18 protein-coding genes and 1 tRNA gene are annotated in these 17,513 nt (G+C 59.4%); 13 read left to right on the top strand and 6 right to left on the bottom strand.

Annotated elements, in window-relative coordinates; genetic code table 11:
- Positions 1-23: 23 nt before the first annotated feature.
- The 3 genes from VGG64_14900 to VGG64_14890 all read left to right on the top strand — a co-directional run bounded on the left by VGG64_14900 (position 24) and on the right by VGG64_14890 (position 2,578).
- Entirely contained in the window at positions 24-398 is a 375-nt protein-coding gene (locus VGG64_14900) for a hypothetical protein (protein HEY1600892.1), read from the top strand.
- Between the two features lie 63 nt (positions 399-461).
- A complete protein-coding gene (locus tag VGG64_14895) occupies positions 462-1,901 on the top strand; it encodes a LutB/LldF family L-lactate oxidation iron-sulfur protein (GenBank protein HEY1600891.1) in 1,440 nt (479 codons plus the stop codon).
- Positions 1,898-2,578 (top strand): lactate utilization protein, encoded by a 681-nt coding sequence (locus VGG64_14890; GenBank protein ID HEY1600890.1) that lies wholly within the window; start codon positions 1,898-1,900, stop codon positions 2,576-2,578. The genes VGG64_14895 and VGG64_14890 overlap by 4 nt, the downstream gene beginning before the upstream one ends.
- A 7-nt stretch (positions 2,579-2,585) precedes the next feature.
- On the opposite strand, the gene VGG64_14885 is transcribed toward VGG64_14890, so the two are convergent.
- From VGG64_14885 to csrA, 6 genes are all read right to left on the bottom strand, one after another.
- Positions 2,586-4,079: a radical SAM protein gene (locus VGG64_14885; GenBank protein ID HEY1600889.1), complete on the bottom strand. Its 1,494-nt coding sequence runs from the start codon at positions 4,077-4,079 to the stop codon at positions 2,586-2,588.
- A gap of 15 nt (positions 4,080-4,094) precedes the next feature.
- Positions 4,095-5,405: a glycosyltransferase gene (locus VGG64_14880; GenBank protein ID HEY1600888.1), complete on the bottom strand. Its 1,311-nt coding sequence runs from the start codon at positions 5,403-5,405 to the stop codon at positions 4,095-4,097.
- A gap of 388 nt (positions 5,406-5,793) precedes the next feature.
- The gene (locus VGG64_14875) at positions 5,794-6,228 is read right to left on the bottom strand and encodes a PaaI family thioesterase (GenBank protein ID HEY1600887.1); all 435 of its coding nucleotides are present in this window, start codon (positions 6,226-6,228) and stop codon (positions 5,794-5,796) included.
- Positions 6,229-6,364: 136 nt separating this feature from the next.
- Positions 6,365-7,402 carry a ferrochelatase gene (locus tag VGG64_14870; protein HEY1600886.1) on the bottom strand — a complete coding sequence of 346 codons (1,038 nt, stop codon included), beginning with the start codon at positions 7,400-7,402 and terminating at the stop codon, positions 6,365-6,367.
- A gap of 250 nt (positions 7,403-7,652) precedes the next feature.
- Positions 7,653-7,726, bottom strand: a tRNA-Glu gene (locus VGG64_14865).
- Between the two features lie 293 nt (positions 7,727-8,019).
- Positions 8,020-8,247, bottom strand: a complete 228-nt coding sequence (csrA, locus tag VGG64_14860) for a carbon storage regulator CsrA (GenBank protein HEY1600885.1) — start codon at positions 8,245-8,247, stop codon at positions 8,020-8,022.
- A gap of 865 nt (positions 8,248-9,112) precedes the next feature.
- On the opposite strand from csrA, the gene VGG64_14855 reads away from it, so the two are divergent.
- The 10 genes from VGG64_14855 to VGG64_14810 all read left to right on the top strand — a co-directional run.
- The gene (locus VGG64_14855) at positions 9,113-9,640 is read left to right on the top strand and encodes an NADH-quinone oxidoreductase subunit I (protein ID HEY1600884.1); all 528 of its coding nucleotides are present in this window, start codon (positions 9,113-9,115) and stop codon (positions 9,638-9,640) included.
- Between the two features lie 26 nt (positions 9,641-9,666).
- Positions 9,667-10,134, top strand: a complete 468-nt coding sequence (locus VGG64_14850; GenBank protein HEY1600883.1) for a DUF2203 domain-containing protein — start codon at positions 9,667-9,669, stop codon at positions 10,132-10,134.
- Positions 10,135-10,397: 263 nt separating this feature from the next.
- Positions 10,398-10,802: a pentapeptide repeat-containing protein gene (locus VGG64_14845; protein HEY1600882.1), complete on the top strand. Its 405-nt coding sequence runs from the start codon at positions 10,398-10,400 to the stop codon at positions 10,800-10,802.
- A 183-nt stretch (positions 10,803-10,985) separates the two neighbouring features.
- Positions 10,986-11,597 carry an NADH-quinone oxidoreductase subunit A gene (locus tag VGG64_14840; protein ID HEY1600881.1) on the top strand — a complete coding sequence of 204 codons (612 nt, stop codon included), beginning with the start codon at positions 10,986-10,988 and terminating at the stop codon, positions 11,595-11,597.
- A gap of 90 nt (positions 11,598-11,687) precedes the next feature.
- Positions 11,688-12,218: an NADH-quinone oxidoreductase subunit C gene (locus VGG64_14835; protein HEY1600880.1), complete on the top strand. Its 531-nt coding sequence runs from the start codon at positions 11,688-11,690 to the stop codon at positions 12,216-12,218.
- A 40-nt stretch (positions 12,219-12,258) separates the two neighbouring features.
- Positions 12,259-13,464, top strand: coding sequence for an NADH-quinone oxidoreductase subunit D (locus VGG64_14830; protein HEY1600879.1), 1,206 nt, complete (start codon positions 12,259-12,261; stop codon positions 13,462-13,464).
- Between the two features lie 344 nt (positions 13,465-13,808).
- Positions 13,809-15,041: an NADH-quinone oxidoreductase subunit NuoH gene (gene nuoH / locus VGG64_14825; GenBank protein ID HEY1600878.1), complete on the top strand. Its 1,233-nt coding sequence runs from the start codon at positions 13,809-13,811 to the stop codon at positions 15,039-15,041.
- Between the two features lie 3 nt (positions 15,042-15,044).
- Positions 15,045-15,770 (top strand): NADH-quinone oxidoreductase subunit J, encoded by a 726-nt coding sequence (locus tag VGG64_14820; GenBank protein HEY1600877.1) that lies wholly within the window; start codon positions 15,045-15,047, stop codon positions 15,768-15,770.
- 94 nt (positions 15,771-15,864) lie between these two features.
- Complete coding sequence (nuoK, locus tag VGG64_14815) at positions 15,865-16,209, top strand: NADH-quinone oxidoreductase subunit NuoK (GenBank protein HEY1600876.1); 345 nt, start codon at positions 15,865-15,867, stop codon at positions 16,207-16,209.
- Positions 16,209-17,513: proton-conducting transporter membrane subunit (locus VGG64_14810; GenBank protein HEY1600875.1), on the top strand; the 1,305-nt coding region annotated here is incomplete at its 3' end. The genes nuoK and VGG64_14810, both read left to right, overlap by 1 nt.

Genomic DNA, 17,513 nt, shown 5'->3' with positions numbered 1-17,513 from the left:
TCCATCGCCGCAACAATATACGCATGTCGAAACGCAAGTCACGCCCCGTTGCGCCACCGATGGCGTCAGAGCCTCCGGCTGTGGAAACGCTGACCGTGGGCTGGATGTTGTCGGTAATGACGGCCCTGGTCTGCGAACTGGGCTTTATCGCGGCGCGTGGATACCTGCTGGCGTTTGACGGTGCAGCCAGGCGGATTCAAATTCTGGCGCTAATGCTCATGTTCGCAGCGCTGGTCGTCGGCACGGTCTCGGTGGGATTGATGGTCGTGGTCTTAAGGACACGCCGTATTGCTCCGCCCCAGGGGATCGTGGTTTTCTCATCCGTCGTGGGCCTGGCCCCCGCCATAACGATTCTGTTACGCTTGCTGGCAGGCGGTTGGACGCCCTTCGCGCCATGACATGGTCGGCCGCGGATGCCATTGGATGCTCCACGGGCGCAATATCCTGAAAAAAATCGTGCGATGACAACAGACTCTGATTACGCCAAACACGAGCATCACGAGTTTCTGGCCGCCAGCCGATTGGCGATGGCCAATGCCAGCCTGCAATCTTCGCTCTCGCTATTGGGAACGTCCCTGGGGCAGCGTAATCGCGAAGCCTTCGAGGCCTTTGCCGATTCGAGTTTGATGCGCGATAAGGCCCGGGCGATCAAGGACGCCACGTTAGCCGATCTCGACAAGCATCTGGAAACGCTCGAGGCCAACGTTTTGAAACGCGGTGGCCAAGTCCATTTTGCCGCCGATGGGGACGACGCCTGCGAGATCATCGTCGGCATCCTGCGAGATCGAGGCGCCAAACGGGTCGTGAAGAGCAAGTCGATGACCTCGGAAGAGGTGCATTTGAATCCGGCGCTCGAGGCGGCTGGCATCGAGCCGATCGAGACCGATTTCGGAGAATACATCATTCAGGTGGCCGGGCAGCGCCCGTCGCACCTGGTTGCGCCGGCCATGCATTTACGGGCGAGCGACGTATCCAAGATTCTCAGTCCGGTCGCGGGGCGGCAATTGCCCGAGGATGCCACGCAACTGGCGGCTTTTGCTCGCGAACGTTTGCGCAGTGGCTTTGCCACGGCGGACGCGGGCATTACAGGCGCGAATTTTGCCATCGCCGAGACGGGCACCATTGTGCTGGTAGAGAACGAAGGGAACATCCGCCTCTCGACCGCGATGCCGCGCATTCATATCGCGCTGCTAGGAATCGAAAAGGTAATTCCAAGGCTCGACGATCTGCCGGTGTTTCTCAAGATACTACCCCGTGCGGCGACGGGTCAAAAGCTTTCGATTTACACTTCGATGATTACCGGTGCACGGCGCGCAGAGGAATTAGATGGCCCCGAGGAGTTTCACCTGGTTCTGTTGGACAATGGCCGCACGCGGATCCTTGGCGGGCCATTGCGCGAGAGCTTGTTCTGTATTCGCTGCGGCGCTTGCCTGAACGCCTGCCCGATCTATCGCAATATCGGCGGGCACGCTTACGGTGGTGTCTACTCCGGACCGATCGGAGCCGTCTTGACGCCGCTGTACGATGGTTTGGCGGCCAACCGGCATCTACCGCACGCCTCGAGCTTGTGTGGAGCGTGCCAGGCGGCATGCCCCGTAAAAATCGCAATTCCCGAGATGTTGATTCAGTTGCGCGAGCAATTGCACCACGAGTCGGGCGAGCTGGGCTGGATCGAATCGTTGGCCTATCGACTTTGGGCCCGCGCGATGCGCAGCCCCCGGCTCTATCGCCTGGCGACCTGGCTAGCGACACGCACGGCGGGGCGACTGTGGTCGAGTGGCTGGATGTCGCGACTGCCTGGCGGCTTGAATGGCTGGACCGCGAGCCGGGATTTTCCCGCACCGGCGCCTACTCGATTCCGCGATTGGTGGGATAGCGAGCAGAACGGGGGCCCGCTTTGAACCGCGAGGAGTTTCTGACCCGCGTTCGCACTGCGGCGGCCGCGGGGCGCGCCTATCGTGTCGATGTAAACGCAGATATCCCTGACGGGGCCGGATATGTTGGCGGAGGGGGCGATCTGGCAGTGTGCCTGGCGCACGAGATTGCCGCCGTAGGAGGTCAGGCGACGGTTGTAGACGATTTGGCGGCTGCACGGACGGCTTTAGGCGCGCTGCTGGAGCTTTATCGGCCGCGCAGCGCCTTTTGTTGGCAACATCCGCTGCTCGACCGATTGCAACTCGACGAATTGCTCGCCGAACGCAAGATCGCGCAGAGCAATAGTCAGTCGCTTGCGGCGCTGTCGTACGATGCGCGGCGTAAAAGTATGTTGGCTGCCGACATCGGCATCACAAGTGCTAGTTTCGCCATTGCCGAGACCGGCAGTCTGGTCATGATCGCGCAGCGTGGCCAAGAACGATTGGCGAGCTTGCTGCCCCCGGTACACGTGGCGATCGTCGAACGAGCGCAGATCCTGCCTGATTTGTTCGATTTGTTCGCCGAGCTGCGTCGGGCTGGTTACGACAACTTGCCCAGCAATTTGGCGATGATCACCGGCCCCAGCAAGACGGGCGATATCGAAATGACGCTCACGACCGGCGTACACGGTCCTGGCAAGTGGCATGTGATCGTGGTGCGCTAAGCCGGGTCTACGAAGGTCTCTTGGTGCCGGCCGGCTTATCGGTCGTGGAGTGCCTATGCGGCTGATCGGCGCGCAATTCGCGAGCCTTGTCCAGGATCGGCAGCCCCGCAGGCTTTGCCTGTTCGAGCGGCTGAGAGACCGGGACCATGGCCGCTGCCTGCTTCGCGTATTTGCGTCCCACGCCTAGCAAGCCCAGCTTGGGCCACAGCAGATGCGCGTTGCTGGTGAGCCATTCCCAGCGGAAGAAGAACCGCATGAAACACTTGGCATGCCAGAATTGCACTTGTTCCGGCGTTAGGTGTTCGTACTTCATTACCGGCGTGTAGACGTTGTACTTGGTGAAGTCGAAATCCGCGATCTGATCCTTCACCTGTTGGAAGAACTCGGTGCCGGGATAGGGAGTGACAATGTTGAAATTGGCGTAGGTCGGGTTGGCTGACTTGGCGTAGGCCAACACGTGGCGGATCGAGTCGACCGTATCGCCCGGGAAGCCGATCATGAAACCGGCTACGGTGCGAATTCCCAGCCCTCGGCAAAGCGTGACGAAATCGCGCTGCTTGTCGTCCTTGATCGGGGCCCGTTTGTACTGCTTGAGCGTTCCTTCGTCGGGCGTTTCAATGCCCACCGTGATACTTGTCAGTCCCACTTCGCGCAGGACGCGCAGCGTCTCCGGTCGGAGCAAATCGATCCGGCTTTCGATGGAGAATTCGATCTTGCGGGGCAGTTTGCCGATCAGCTCTGCCAATCGCAACACGCGCTTGCGATCCAAACCAAAAAGCGGATCCCGGAATTTGAACGACCGGAAGCCGTACGTCTGCATGCCGTGCCGTAGTTCCTCGAACACACTTTCAGGCGTGCGGAATCGCGTCGAGTTTTCCACGATAATATACGGGCAATAATTGCAGGAAAATGTGCAACCGCGGCTTTGCTGAATCAAGCCTGTCGGAAACCGCGTGAAGTCGTATCCGATGCGGAACTTGCCCGGATCAAACGGCGACCAGTCCGGAAAGGGCAAGTGATCTAACTCGCGCACACTTCCCACGTCGACGGTGCCCGTCGTGTCGGCGAGCACATCGTCGAGTTTCCACAGCAATTGCTCGGGTTCGCCGCGGACGATCGTCACGTCCAAATCTTTAAAAGCTTCAGGTATTGCGTAACCTACCAATCCGATGACGAATACTTTCGCGCGAGGGTTCTTGGCCAACACCTCGCGGATAGCCGCGATCTCTAAGTGGAGGGTAATGAGCGAGGGGTTGAAGACGTACAAGTCGGCGCCTGTGGGAGCGTGGTCTTCGACGTACTCAACCGTGTGCCCGAGCCGGCGGAAGATAGCGGCCAGATAAGCAAAGTTGAGCGCCACCGGCCGTCGATCGCGTTTATAGGCCCAACGGATCATGCGGCCGCGGAAGCCGCCCTGGCCGTGATATTGGCCGACGCCAAACCCACCGGCGAAATCCTTTGCGACGTCGAGTTCGCGCGTATCCCACAGGACAACATGCATGACAGATTCTCCGACTTATACGAACTTCTTGTTTTGCTCGCGCGGCTTGGACTGAAAGAGATCAAAGACCTCTTGAGCCCGATCGATGCGCACGCCATGCGGCAAATCGATCCGCGCGGGATTGATGACGCTAATTCGTCCGCCCTGATAGATTCGGTAGGTGTTTCCGCGCCAGGTAATCCGCGAGCCGAGGGCTGCCGCCACCATGGCGCTGGCATTGACCAGGGCCGTGAGGGGGATACACCACGCGTCGAACAAGCATGCGCGGGCGAGCACTGGGAATCGATCGGCGAAATAAGTACGCGCCGTAGCACGCCGCATGTACCCACGCGCGACGTTGAGCACATACCACGAGCAGCAGAACAGTGCGGGGATCCAAGTCCAGTTGGCTCCCACAATTAGCCCGACTCCGATCGCCGCCAGTCCTGCCCAAAAGGCAACGGCTGTCGTAACAATCGCCGCGAACCCCAGGGTCCAGTTACGGACGGCATACGTGCGGCCCACGATATACTGGCGCCGCAAAAACTCGAACATCTGGCCGACATCGAGTTCCAAAGGGGACGGCAGCATGCAGGCCGGTTCGAACTCGACACGCATCCGCGCTTTGCGCAGGACACGCGAGGCCACCAGGTCGTCGCTGAGCGTGCCATGCCAGGCGGCGCGGAGGCCGCATTCCTCGAACTTGTCACGGCGAATCGCCCACGAGCCGCCCCACACAAGTCTGCGGGCGTCGGCACGGTACATCACCGCGGCGCAGGCGTTGATCGAATATTGAATGTAAGCGGCGAGTGATGGCCGCGTGGGAACGAACCAGCGATAACCGGTCGCGGCGGCCGCACCCGGCGCATCGAGGCGTTGCACTAGCAATCGCAACCAGGCCGGATGCGGACGGGCGTCGGAATCGACAAACGCCAGGATCTCGACATCGGTCGGCAAGTCGGCCGTGCCAGCCAGCAGGTTATGCACCTTCTGGCCCGTTTCGACGGCTTTGCCAGAGATCAGCAGCCGGACAGGAACGCTGCGACTCTCGACCATCAGTTGTCGAATGGTGTTGCAGGCCGGATCGTCGGCGCTCTCGACGATGAAAACGACCTCATAGTTTGGATAATCTTGCGCGAGCAGCGGCCGCAGATTGTCTGCCAGGCCAACGTCGACCCCTTTGCACGGCGCCAACAACCGAATGCGCGCATGCATGGCCGTGGTCCGGGCGTTGCGGAGTCGGCTGCGGGCGAAACGGCGATGCTCGTACGTTTGCAACGTTAGCAGCAGCACTTGCGCCATGGCGCAAGCGGCCAGAACGAGCCATGTAATCGCTAAAAAACTCATGACGCCCCGACCTTCCCTGGCGCGGGCAATTCTACGATCTGTTGTAGCAGCACAAACTTAATGCCGGTCACCGGTGCAACCTCGGAGCGGCAGGATACTCGGCACGGCACGAACGGGTCAATTCGAAGAGCTTTTGACTCAGTTTTTGGAGGCCACTTGGGTTGAGTTGGACACTGCGTCGTCTGAGGTGACATTCAACAAAGCGATGACTGTCGAGCATCTATAGGGGTGGCTGCCAGCAGTGCTGGCAGGTGTCGCCGTCAAACTCACCGCAAATGGCACAATCCGTCCATCAGCCCAATCGGCCGGACTGGGGGCGGGACTTGAGACGAAGCGGGTGAGGAGGTTTTCGTCAGGGGGTTTGTCCGTCGCCCCGCCCTACTCCGTCTTAGTGATAGCCGATCTCGGGGGCGAGCTGGACACGGCTGCGGGTGAAGGTACCGCTACCGCGACCAATTTCGTGGCCGGCCGTGTCGCAGACCACGCTTTCGGCCACGAAGAAGCTCTTCGCTGCGTGGACAACCCGACCCCGGGCGTGCATCGCCCCGTCCGAGATGGGGCCAGTCAAATAGGTTGTGAACGTGACGGTCAATACGAACACATCCTCGACAAGCGAATTCACGGCGAAGAACGCGGCGTCATCGAGCGCTTTGAAGTAGACCGAACCGTGAGCCGCACCGGCACTGTGATAAAACCGCCGATCAATCGGGATCACAAGTTCGGTGGCGCCGTGCGAGATCGTCAGTCGCGGTGCGTAGTAATCGTTGCCGGGCGCGCGGACGTACATCCGTTCGAGTTTTCGGAAATGCTCTTCGTCAGCCATTTTACTAACCCAGCCGGAAAATCAGGTTGCTAGAACGAGGGACGCGTGCGCGACGTCATGGCGGAATGCGGCGATCGCAAGTGGATGGGTTCATTAAGAGCAATCGCGCTGAAGCGACCAGCAGCTGCCGTTACTATCAGCCGCGTCGCGGTGGCATGCAACAATCTGCCGGGCAAATATCATGGCTGGGACCCAGCGTCCCCAAGGCTCGGCGTTCGCGCCCCGGCTCGAGTCGCTCCAGAATTAATTCGCGAATCATGCTTATTAATCTCGGATCGGTTCCGGCGGTCGCGGCGCGGACCATGTTCAGTCCCAATTCCTGGCTGATCTTCTTGGCTTCCGTGTCGAGATCATAGATCACTTCCAGATGGTCCGAGATGAAGCCGATCGGAACAACAATGACATCGCGTGTGCCCTGGCGCGCCAATTCGCGCAGCGCATCACCCACATCCGGTTCGAGCCAGGGTTGAGACGGCGGACCGCTGCGGCTTTGATAAGTCAGCCACCAGGAGTGGCCTGGGAACGCCCTGGAAACCAGCCCGCAGGCCTCGCGCAACTGCGCCTCGTAGTCGCAATTGGTGGCCATCGCCAGGGGAATGCTGTGGGCCGTAAAAATCAGGAATGTACACGAACGTCGCTCGGCCGGGATGAGCGCTAGCGCCGCGGCCACGCGATCGATCATCGTTTCGATAAAGAGGGGATGATTAAAGAAGACGCGCAGTTTCTCGATGCGCGGGGCTTCGGGCCCTGTTTCGCGCTGAGCTTGATCGATGTTCTCGCGGTATTGGCGGCAGCCCGAATAGGAGCTGTAGGCCGACGTGAAAAAGGCGAGCGCGTGCCGAATGCCGTCCTGCGCCATTTTACGTAGCGTGTCAGGGAGCATTGGGTGCCAGTTCCGGTTGCCCCAATAGATGGGCACATGCGGACCCTGCCGCTCCAATTCCCGCTTGAGCGCCCTGATCAGCTCGCGATTCTGATCGTTGATCGGGCTCTTGCCGCCAAATTGCCGGTAATGTTCGGCAACTTCCAACATCCGCTCGTGCGGGACGTGTTTGCCGCGCAGCACATTTTCCAAGAAAGGAATGACGTCGGCAGGTTGCTCTGGCCCGCCAAAGGAAACAATCAGCAGGGCGTCGAAAGGTTGGGCAGCGTCAAAGTCCACATCGACCCCCATCGCTACTATAAAAAGCTGAGCGAATCGCTGGCTTGAGCGACTGAAGAGTAGGAGGCTGTGCGGAGTGCCGGCAAAAACGCGGAAACGTGCTCGGCCCGCGAATTAGCCAGATGAAAACCCCACATGCTAAGACCGGCACGCGGCATAGCCCTGGAATGGTTGACGACCGCAACAGTGGTCGCACCAAATCCCCTGGTTATTCTTACCAGCTGCGCGCAAAGATCCCAAGATTTTGAACGCTGCGCACCAATGACCCCGACGGGATTCGAACCCGTGTTGCAGGCGTGAAAGGCCTGTGTCCTAGGCCGGCTAGACGACGGGGCCGCACTTTCGGGCACCGTACGGATACCCAGATGGCTGTATAATCGCATCCGCCTAAGGCCGTCAAGTAGCGAACGGAATGTGCGGCGCCATTGAGGCGGTGCTGACAAAAGCGTGAGCGGCTTCTAACCGCCACAAGACGGGCTCAGCGATCAGGCACCCGGCGCGATGCCGCAGAGGCGTGTGTAAGTCAACTTCCAGACATCGCTCGAAGGAATGCGAGCGGCCTATCGGGCCCGGCCATCGATCGGCTCTGAGCGTTCAGAAGAAATCCTGCAGCACTGCGGCTCGCAAGATTATGCTTCGGCCGCGGGTTCGGCACCAGCAACGTCGGGTTTGGCGGTGGGCTTCTCCAGCGAGTCGTTGCGATGGATGGCTTGATAGACCTCGCTACGATGCACCGGCACTTCTTTAGGAGCTTCGACTCCCAGCCGCACCTTATCCCCCCGGATCTCGACGACAACGATCGTAATGTCATCGTTGATGACGATACTCTCGTTCTTTTTCCGCGATAAGACCAACATCGGACGTTCCTTCGCTTGAAAAAGCTTCCCTGGGGGGAGCGACTTCCTTGTTTTTGGTCTGCGATCATGCTGGCGCACGATCACGGAAACCGACAAATAGAGTCAACTTCCGTACATCACCCAGGTGATATACCTCAATTCACTCTACGTGGCCCCGAGAAGGAGTCAAGCGATCGTAACGGCCGGACAAGATTTTTTTCGCACTTTTGCGGCTTTTGGCATGCCATTCGTTACCTGGCGTCCTCGTTGCGGCAGGGGACGAAAGCGGGGCGTGTCGAGATGGTGTGATTTAACCACTTATACAGGAATGGGTTAAGCGCGCAGTTCGAGGTTTTTCTCCGCCGGATTGCCGAGTCCTTCTGGGAACCAACTGTCGCAACCTTGCACACGCACGGCGCGCGGCCTAGGCATAGTGTCTGGCAGGCGAGGAGTGGTCAGTTCGACAAGACCAATCGCTCTGCCGTGCCAGTGGCCGTGGAATCTTTTGTTCGCAGGGGGTTTGCAATGCGTGGACTTCCCGCCTGTGTCGATGCCCCCAAAGAATTGAAACATCGTGGGGAACGTGTCACCATCAAGGATTCGAGCGGTCGACCACATCGGCTTGGCACTCAGATCGTCGCCTTGGCAGCCGCGGAACTGATTGAAGTTGCGCGGGAGACCAAATCGGAATCGGCGCGGCGCTACGCCGAAACCCTGATCGATAAGGCACGTCGGCCGGACGTCGCTTGCGGCAGAGGTCGACGTGTCTATAATTTGAAACGTACCGAGACAGAAAGCTGTTGGAAGCGCGCCCAACACCTCGTCGTTGCCTCGGCAAGATGCCAAACCATCGCGCGAGCCTAACCACAGCGGGTTGCTTTTACGTATGTTGGACTGGCTGCGGAATATTCGAAACGCGGTTTTTACCGTTGTCAACGGTTTGTGGGTCACGATGCGCTACTGGCTGGTCACCTATGACCCACAGCGCAAGACGTTCACCGAGCGTTTTGAATACCCGGAATTGCCGGTTCCCGTGGCGCCGCGCTATCGGGGCTTTCATCGCTACGACTTGACGACTTGCATTGCCTGCGACCAATGTGCGAAGGCATGCCCTGTCGACTGCATCTATATTGGTAAAGAGCGCGTGACGCATGGCAAGGGTTTTAAAGTCACGGGCTTCACGATTGACTACTCGAAGTGCATGTTCTGTGCGTTATGCGTCGATCCGTGCCCCGTGGACTGCATTTTCATGGGCGCGACGCACGATCTGAGTTGTTACAGTCGGGATGGCTGCATCGTGGACTTCTCGCGTTTGCCGGTGGATGTGGCCTGGGGTCGCGCAACACTGAACCCCACGGCCGTGGCAAACTCGAAAGTGATCGCGGATCCCGTGCATGGCGGTCCCAACCAGTGAGCGGTCGGAACATTGAGAGGCCAGTGATGACGGACGACCTATCCGAGGTGCGGAAGACCTTTACGGTCGAGTCGGCAAATGCCTCGTTGCCGTTGGTGCGGGCGATCGTAACGGACCTGGCCGCGCTTTCTCGTGATGTCGTCGACCGCCGCGAGCGGCTGTCCTTGTTGTTGGCCGGCCGTGAGCGGGGCGTGCAAGACCCGTACGGCGAGGAGCTCTCTCAAATTGAGGAAGAGCTGGAGAAGGACAGCCAGCGCCTGCAGGAATACGTCGAAGAGCTTCGTCAATTGGGTGTCGAGCCGAAGAATGGCCCCGAGGGACTCGTTGATTTTCCAGCTATTCTGGACGGCCGGCCAATCTATCTCTGTTGGAAGCTGGGCGAGCCTGAAGTCCTGCATTGGCACGACTTGGATGCCGGCTTTCGGGGGCGCCAGCCCCTGACGGCCAGCGCCGCGACCGGCGCATCGTCGACAACGGATACCATGGACGGCTGACGTTCCGTCACGCGGCCGCGCCATTTTCAGCGCTTCTTGCTGTGCGCCATCGGTGGTACGGTCAATCTATTCTTGCTGCAATGACCCGGTGCGGGGACAGTTGCAAAGGAATCTCGTACAGTATTCTAGTAGGACCTTCTCCGGGCGGTGAATCGTAGGTATGTAGCCGTGCCTGTAGGGCGTGGAGGACGGCACTGATCGATATCAAGCACAAGACCACCGGTGCAATCTTGCACCAAATCGACGCGCGGGACCTCGACAAGGTGAACTTGTCAGGCCTTTCTTTGTGCTGCGCGGCCATGTCGGGCTTGGTTCTCACACGCGCCGCTCTAAAGAATTCCGACTTTTCCGACGCCGATCTGTCGTTCACCAACCTGGCGGCTGCCGATCTTAGCCATGCCCGTCTGGTGCGGACCAATTTGAGTTGCGCCATGCTTATCTCGGCGTCGCTCGCGCATTGCGATCTCAGCGAGGCCAGCCTGCGGCGTGCGAGCCTATTTCAGGCGGATCTGCGTGGTGCCTTGATGGAAGGGGTCTTGCTTCTGGGGGCAGACCTGACGGGCGCCGACCTCGAAGGAGCCCAATTCCACCGCGCGATCTATGACGCGCGGACGCGCTGGCCGGACAAATTCGATCCGGCCGCCGTGGGCGCCATCTTGAAGGCGTGAGGATGACTCGGCCCGTCGTATGGTTGGACCATTGAGCGCGATCTTGGCATTCGGCCGGCACGGTGTTAAGGGCCGGATGCGTTTACGCCAAGACAGCAGGGTTGCAAAAGGGGCTGGTTGACCTAGAATCCTTGGTTTGTGGAGATCCTTCGGGTCCGCCTCTTACCTTGATGGTTTCGCGACATGTCGCCGACTCTGATCGCTGGCTACCTGGCCTTGTTCTTTGGCTTTGGCTTCTTTTTCCTGTTCATCCATCTGGTGATGGGTCGGTTCATTCGGCCCAATGCTCCGTCGGTCGAGAAGCTGCAAGTCTATGAGTGCGGAGAACCCGCGATCGGCTCCAGCTTCGTGCAATTCGATTTACGGTTCTACGTCGTCGCGCTGCTGTTCATCATTTTTGATGTGGAGGTCGCGTTCTTCTTTCCGTGGGCCACAGTGTTCGGCAAGTCGACGCACTTGATGGACCCCGCCGTGAGCGGTCCGGCCGAGGTGCGGATCATGAAGGAAAAGAATGCTCTCAGCGCGCCGATCGTGGCGGTTTATGACGAGCTTGACGTACCGGTTGAGTCTCGTCCTGCACCGGCCGATGCGGCACAAGTTGCGCAGACGGCTCGTGCCCTGGCGCTAATGTCAATTGCCGACATTCTAGTCTTCTTTGCCGTGCTGTTGGTCGGCTTCGCCTATGTGTGGCGGCGTGGCGATCTGGATTGGGTAAGGGCACTGAGTCTGGAACGGGGCCGCGCCGGGGCGGGCAGTCGCACTATCGTCGAGGAAGAAGAGCCGGCGCTGGCGTGACCAGTTTTGCCAAGACCATGTGCGCGGGGCGGCATTTCGCCCCCTAGATCAATATCGAACATTGCCCTTTCTGCCAGTTAGCGAGTTGAAATGAGCGGTCAAGCATTTTTGGACCGACTGAAGAAGCGATTCGGCGACCTTATCACGGGCGCCAACCTGGAAGCAATCGATCCTTGGATCGAAGTTGCGCCGCAGGCGATTGCCGAAGTGGGGCGTTATCTGCGCGATGAGCCGGATTTGCGTTTCAATCTGCTCAACTGCATCACGGCCGTGGATTACTTCGAGCCAGATCCCAAGAAAGCCGCCAAGGCGAGCTTCACGCCGCATCTGGAACTCGTCTACCATCTGTGGAGCATACCCAACAAGTCCAGCCTTGTGTTAAAGGCAATGTTGCCACGCTGGCAGAACGATGAACCGGGCCAACTGCCGGAAATCCCCTCGGTCACGTCCGTGTGGAGCACGGCGGACTGGCACGAGCGCGAGGTCTACGATCTGAGCGGTGTCCGCTTCATTGGCCATCCCATCTTGCGGCGCATCCTGTGCCCAGAGGATTGGGTGGGCCATCCGCTCCGCAAGGATTACGAAATGCCGCTCGAGTACCAGGGCATTCGCGGGCGCTGAATATATATCTTGTTCGCCACCGGCATAGAACGAAACAGTCATGGCCACGCATCTCGACGATCCTCGCGTCATTGAATTCGACGTACGCACCGACGAAATGTTGGTGAATATGGGCCCACAACATCCCAGCACGCACGGCGTGTTGCGATTGGTGCTGCGTACGGATGGGGAAGTGGTATCGGAATGCACGCCCCATATCGGCTATCTGCACCGTTGCGCGGAGAAGATCGGCGAGAATCTGACGCCGCGTCAATTTATTCCGTACACGGACCGGATGGATTATCTGGCCGGCATGAACATGAATCTCGGCTGGGCAATGACCGTCGAGAAGCTGCTCAAGCACCAATTGTCGGACAAGGCCCGCCATCTGCGCGTGATCATTGTCGAGATGAACCGCATTGCCAGCCATCTGGTAGGCATGGGGGCTTACGGGCTCGATTTAGGCACGTTCAGCCCGTTCCTGTATGCCTTCCGCGAACGGGAAAAGATTCTCGATTTGTTCGAGTTGGCTTGTGGCGCACGACTGACCTACAGCTACTTGACGGTCGGCGGGGCTACACATGACCTTCCCTCGGGCTGGCTGAAGCAATGTGCCGAGTTCCTCGATCAGCTCGAGCCGGTCATCGCCGAGTGCCATACGCTGCTCACGACGAACGCGATCTTCATCAAACGCACGGCCGGATTGGGCATTCTGACGCCGGAGATGGCAATCGACTACGGTTGCACCGGCCCGGTGCTGCGGGGCAGCGGGGTGGATCACGACTTGCGCCGCGACGGCGAGGATCGTTATACCGCCATGTACGACGGCTATGCCTTCGAGGTCATTGTCGAACGCGACGGCCATTATCCGCGCGACCACGACTACCCGGCCGTCCCTCGCGAAGCCGTCCTGGGAGACTGTTGGCATCGTTTCTACGTGCGAATGCTGGAAGTCATGCAGGCCATCGACATGGTGCGGCAGGCCATCGACCGCTACAGCACGGCCAAGGGGGATTACGGCATTCCCGTCAAGCTGGCCGAGAAGCTGCCCAAAGGCGAGGCCTATCTCGAAACCGAGGCGCCGCGCGGACAAATGGGCTTCTATATCGTCAGTGATGGAACGTCGATACCTTGGCGCGTCCGTGCCCGCAGCAGCAGTTTCTGCAACTTGTCAGTTACCCACGAGTTGTGCCGTGGCTGCCTGATTGCCGACGTGCCGGCGATTGTAGGCTCTCTGGACGTGGTGATGGGCGAGATCGATCGTTAGTAAGACCGCCGTTGTTTGATGCGCCATCGTCGCGCGCCGTTGCGGCACGATTTGCGCCGACACGGTTCTGTGCGACTTGCACGTGGCCACCCCCGATTCCCGCCACCAGCTGGAGATTGTCGACCGGATTTCTCGGCTGCGCCCGGCCGGCAGAGTCGTGGTCTCGCCAGCCTGGGAAAATCGAGCGGTGGGGGCTTGAACAGACCCCGGCCCTTGTGCCATATTTCACGATCTTACGGGACTTCTTTTCACGCCAAAGAGTTACGCTGGTGCGCGAGAGCCGTGCCAGCTGAAGTTCCGCGGTTTATTTGAGCGGCTTTTTCCGCTCGGGACGAAGCAACACGGTGGCCGAAGCACTGGCGAATTACCTGCCGCAGCCGATCGCCTATTTGATGGTCGGGTTGTTGCAGTGCGGATTGCTGCTTTTGGTGCCCTTTATTGGCGCCATGTTTTTTGTGTGGGTCGAACGCAAGGTCTCGGCCCGCATTCAGGATCGGCTCGGCCCCACGCGTTGCGGTGGCAAGTACGGTTGGTTACAGTTGCTGGCCGACGGTTTGAAGCTCATTACGAAAGAAGATTTGCGGCCCAAGGATGCCGACGCGGTTTTGTTTCGGCTGGCCCCGTACGTTAGCTTTTGCGCCTCGTTCGCCGCCCTGTTGGCGCTGCCGTTTGCCAACGGTTGGGTGGCGCAGGATCTCGATGTCGGCGTGTTCTTCATCCTCGCCGTGTTGGGTCTGGAGGTGTTCGGCGTGATTCTGGCCGGCTATGCCTCGGCATCGAAGTGGTCGCTGTTCGGCGCCATGCGCGAGGCGGCTCAAGTCGTTAGCTACGAAGTACCGCTGGGCATGTGCGTAGTGGTTCCCGTCTTGATCACAGGTCAGATGGACCTCGTCAAGATTGGCAACATGCAGCAGGGCCTGTTTACCAACTGGCTTGTTTTCCACGATCCGTTTACGTTCATCACGTTTTGGGTTTACTTCACCTGCGCGACGGCCAGCGTGAATCGTGCCCCGTTCGATCTGGCCGAGGCCGAAAGCGAACTGGTCGCCGGATTCCATACCGAGTATTCGGGCTTCCGCTGGCTGGCGTTCTACATGGCCGAATATGGCTCGATGTTCGCGGTAAGCGGACTGGCGGCGATTCTGTTCTTTGGAGGCTGGAACGGCCCGCTACCGATCGTTCATATGTTAGGCCTGACGCCGGAAAACGGTCCTGTTTTGGCCTGGATCGGCAACCTGCTGGGATTGTTTAACTTTGTATTCAAGTGCGTCGCTGGCGTCACGTTCATGATTTGGGTGCGGTGGACGTTGCCTCGACTGCGAATCGACCAGGTAATGCAAGTCTGTTTGAAATACTGCACGCCCATCGCGGCGGTAATGTTTCTCGGTGCGACGCTGTGGACGTTCCTGCTGCCCGGCGGCGTTGGATTGCGATCCATGCCCTACGCGTACCGCTACGTGCATGCGACCGCTGCCGAGCCCGCGGAGGCCAAGGCGCCGCAGGGAGGAGTGGCAGACGCCTCGCGTGCGGATCGTCGTCTTGTCGCGCTTACGCAATCTGCGGCTGAAGGGAAGTAAGCTTTGGACGCGATTAACTGGCACTCACTGTTTTTCCTGCTCTTTGCCGTGGTGGCGTGCGGCTCGGCCGTGGCTGTGGTCGTGGCCACGAACATCGTCCGCATGGCGCTGTGCCTGATCGTGTCGCTCGGCGCTACGTCAGGCTTGTTCTTTCTAGCAGGTGCCGATTTTGTCGGCTCGATGCAGCTAATGATCTATGTCGGCGGCACGCTAGTGCTGTTGATCTTTGGCGTCATGCTCACCGCGCAAGGGCCGTTTATTTCGATGCGCACCGGCGGTGGGGACTGGATCGTGGCCGTGATGCTATCTGGCTGCTTGGCCGCGCTGCTGGTGCCAGCGGCATTTAGTGTCGTGGCGTGGCGCAATCAGCCGACTGTGGCGGTCGACGCCCATGCCGATCAGCATGCCGCCGATGAACGCGGTGCGACAGCCAAAATCCACCAAGTCTCGGAAGTGGGCACCCACGAGTCAGCGAACGATGCAGCCGCCGTTTCCTTCGAGGGGGACCAGATCGGCGAAGGGCGACCGAGAACGTCGACCCATATCGGTCTTGGTTTGCTTGGGGCGCGGGTCGATCGATTGCAACCCGGCAGCGCGGATCTGAAACCGGGCATGGCCGGCTACCTGTTGCCGTTTGAGCTTGTTTCCGTACATCTGCTAGTGGTGCTAGTGGGTGCGGCATATTTGGCGCGCACGAAACGCAGGGCCAAACCGCAGCGCGAGGCGTAGCGCCGCATAGCTTGACACATTGCCACGTTGCAAGACGTGGGCCTGCCAAAGACCGTAACGAAAAACTTCGATCAAGTGCCTGGTGGCGACGAACATGGAATTGCTAACACATCCGGTCGGCGTTTCGCACTTCCTGGTGGTGGGCGCGGTGCTGTTTATTGCCGGCGTCGTGTGCATGGCGGTGAAGCGCAATGCGTTGGGCATCTTGATGGGAATCGAACTCGTTCTGAACGGGGCCAACATCAACTTCGTCGCCTTTAGCAGCGAATTGTTGAATCACGATTCCTCGTATCGGCTGGGACTCGACGGGCAACTTATTTCCCTGTTCGTAATCGTCCTGGCCGCGGCCGAGGCCGCCGTGGCCTTGGCCATCACCTTGAACTTTTACAACAACCATTCCACGGTCGACGTTGATCGTGCGGATGAGCTGAAGGGCTGATGTCACCCGACCATTCACTACCGCTGCTGCTTGGCCTGGCATGGCTTTTGCCGCTGGCATCGTTCGCGCTGATCGCGCTATTCGGCCCGCGCATGGGCAAGGCCGGATTCTTTGCCAGCTACATCGCCACGGGTGCGATTCTCGGTTCTTTTTTGTTGTCGCTGACGGCTTTTGGCATCTGGCATTTCGGGCATCTTGGAGCACGAGATACGGCCGCTGCCGTCGCTCATGGTGACGCTGACGCCGCGCACGACGATGCGGCCGCCGCGCATGGCGAACAGGGTGCGGCCGCCCATGAATCGGGGCATGCTGGGCATGGTCTGCCGACGGCCCCGCCCAAGGCCTACACGAAAGATTTGTATAGCCTTGGTCAGTTCGGCGCGCTGAAGCTTTCCATCAGTTACTACATCGACTCGCTCACCGTACTGATGTTCTCGATGGTGACGCTGATCGCCACTTTGATTCACTTCTATGCGTCGGGCTACATGCACGACGAATTGCACGAAGTAACCGATCATGAGGTGACGCTGTCCGACGGCCACCATCTGCATCGTCCAGGGCGATACTACCGGTTCTTTCAGTATCTGTCGCTGTTCTGCTTCAGCATGTTGGGCCTGGTATATGCCGGCAACATCCTGATGGTGTTTGTCTTCTGGGAGCTGGTCGGTATCTGCTCATATTTCTTGATCGGCTTTTACATCGAGCGGAAGAGTGCCTCGAACGCGGCGAACAAAGCGTTCATCGTCAATCGCGTCGGCGACTTTGGGATGATCATCGGACTTATGGCACTGTGGGCCACGCTGGGGACGTTTGCCTTCGGCGATATCGAGGGTGAGGCTCCTGGCATCTTCAGCACGGTCCGCCCCGCCTCACACGAACACATGCTGACTGTGCCAGACGGCATGGTGAAATCGTCGGCGATTGACTCGGCGCCCAAGGCCGACATTCCCGCCATCGTGCATGGCACGAACGAAAAGATCGAGTCCTTGCGGGACGAGGGGCATGGCTATTGGCTGCTGGTGGTTGCCGGATTGGGAATCTTCTGCGGCTGTATCGGCAAAAGCGCGCAATTCCCGCTACACGTCTGGTTGCCCGACGCTATGGAAGGGCCGACGCCTGTCTCGGCGCTTGTGCATTCGGCAACGATGGTGGCAGCGGGCGTCTACCTAACTGGGCGGTTCTACCCGGTCTTCGTGCCGGAAGTGCTGTTGGTGATCGCCTATGTCGGCGCCATTACACTATTTCTGGCGGCCACGATTGCCACGACCGCAGTCGATATCAAGCGCGTGCTGGCCTACTCCACG

This window comes from Pirellulales bacterium, from assembly GCA_036490175.1.
GTDB lineage: Bacteria > Planctomycetota > Planctomycetia > Pirellulales > JACPPG01 > JACPPG01.
Note: the sequence above shows the minus strand (reverse complement) of the source record. Positions and strands in the feature narration are given on the sequence as shown.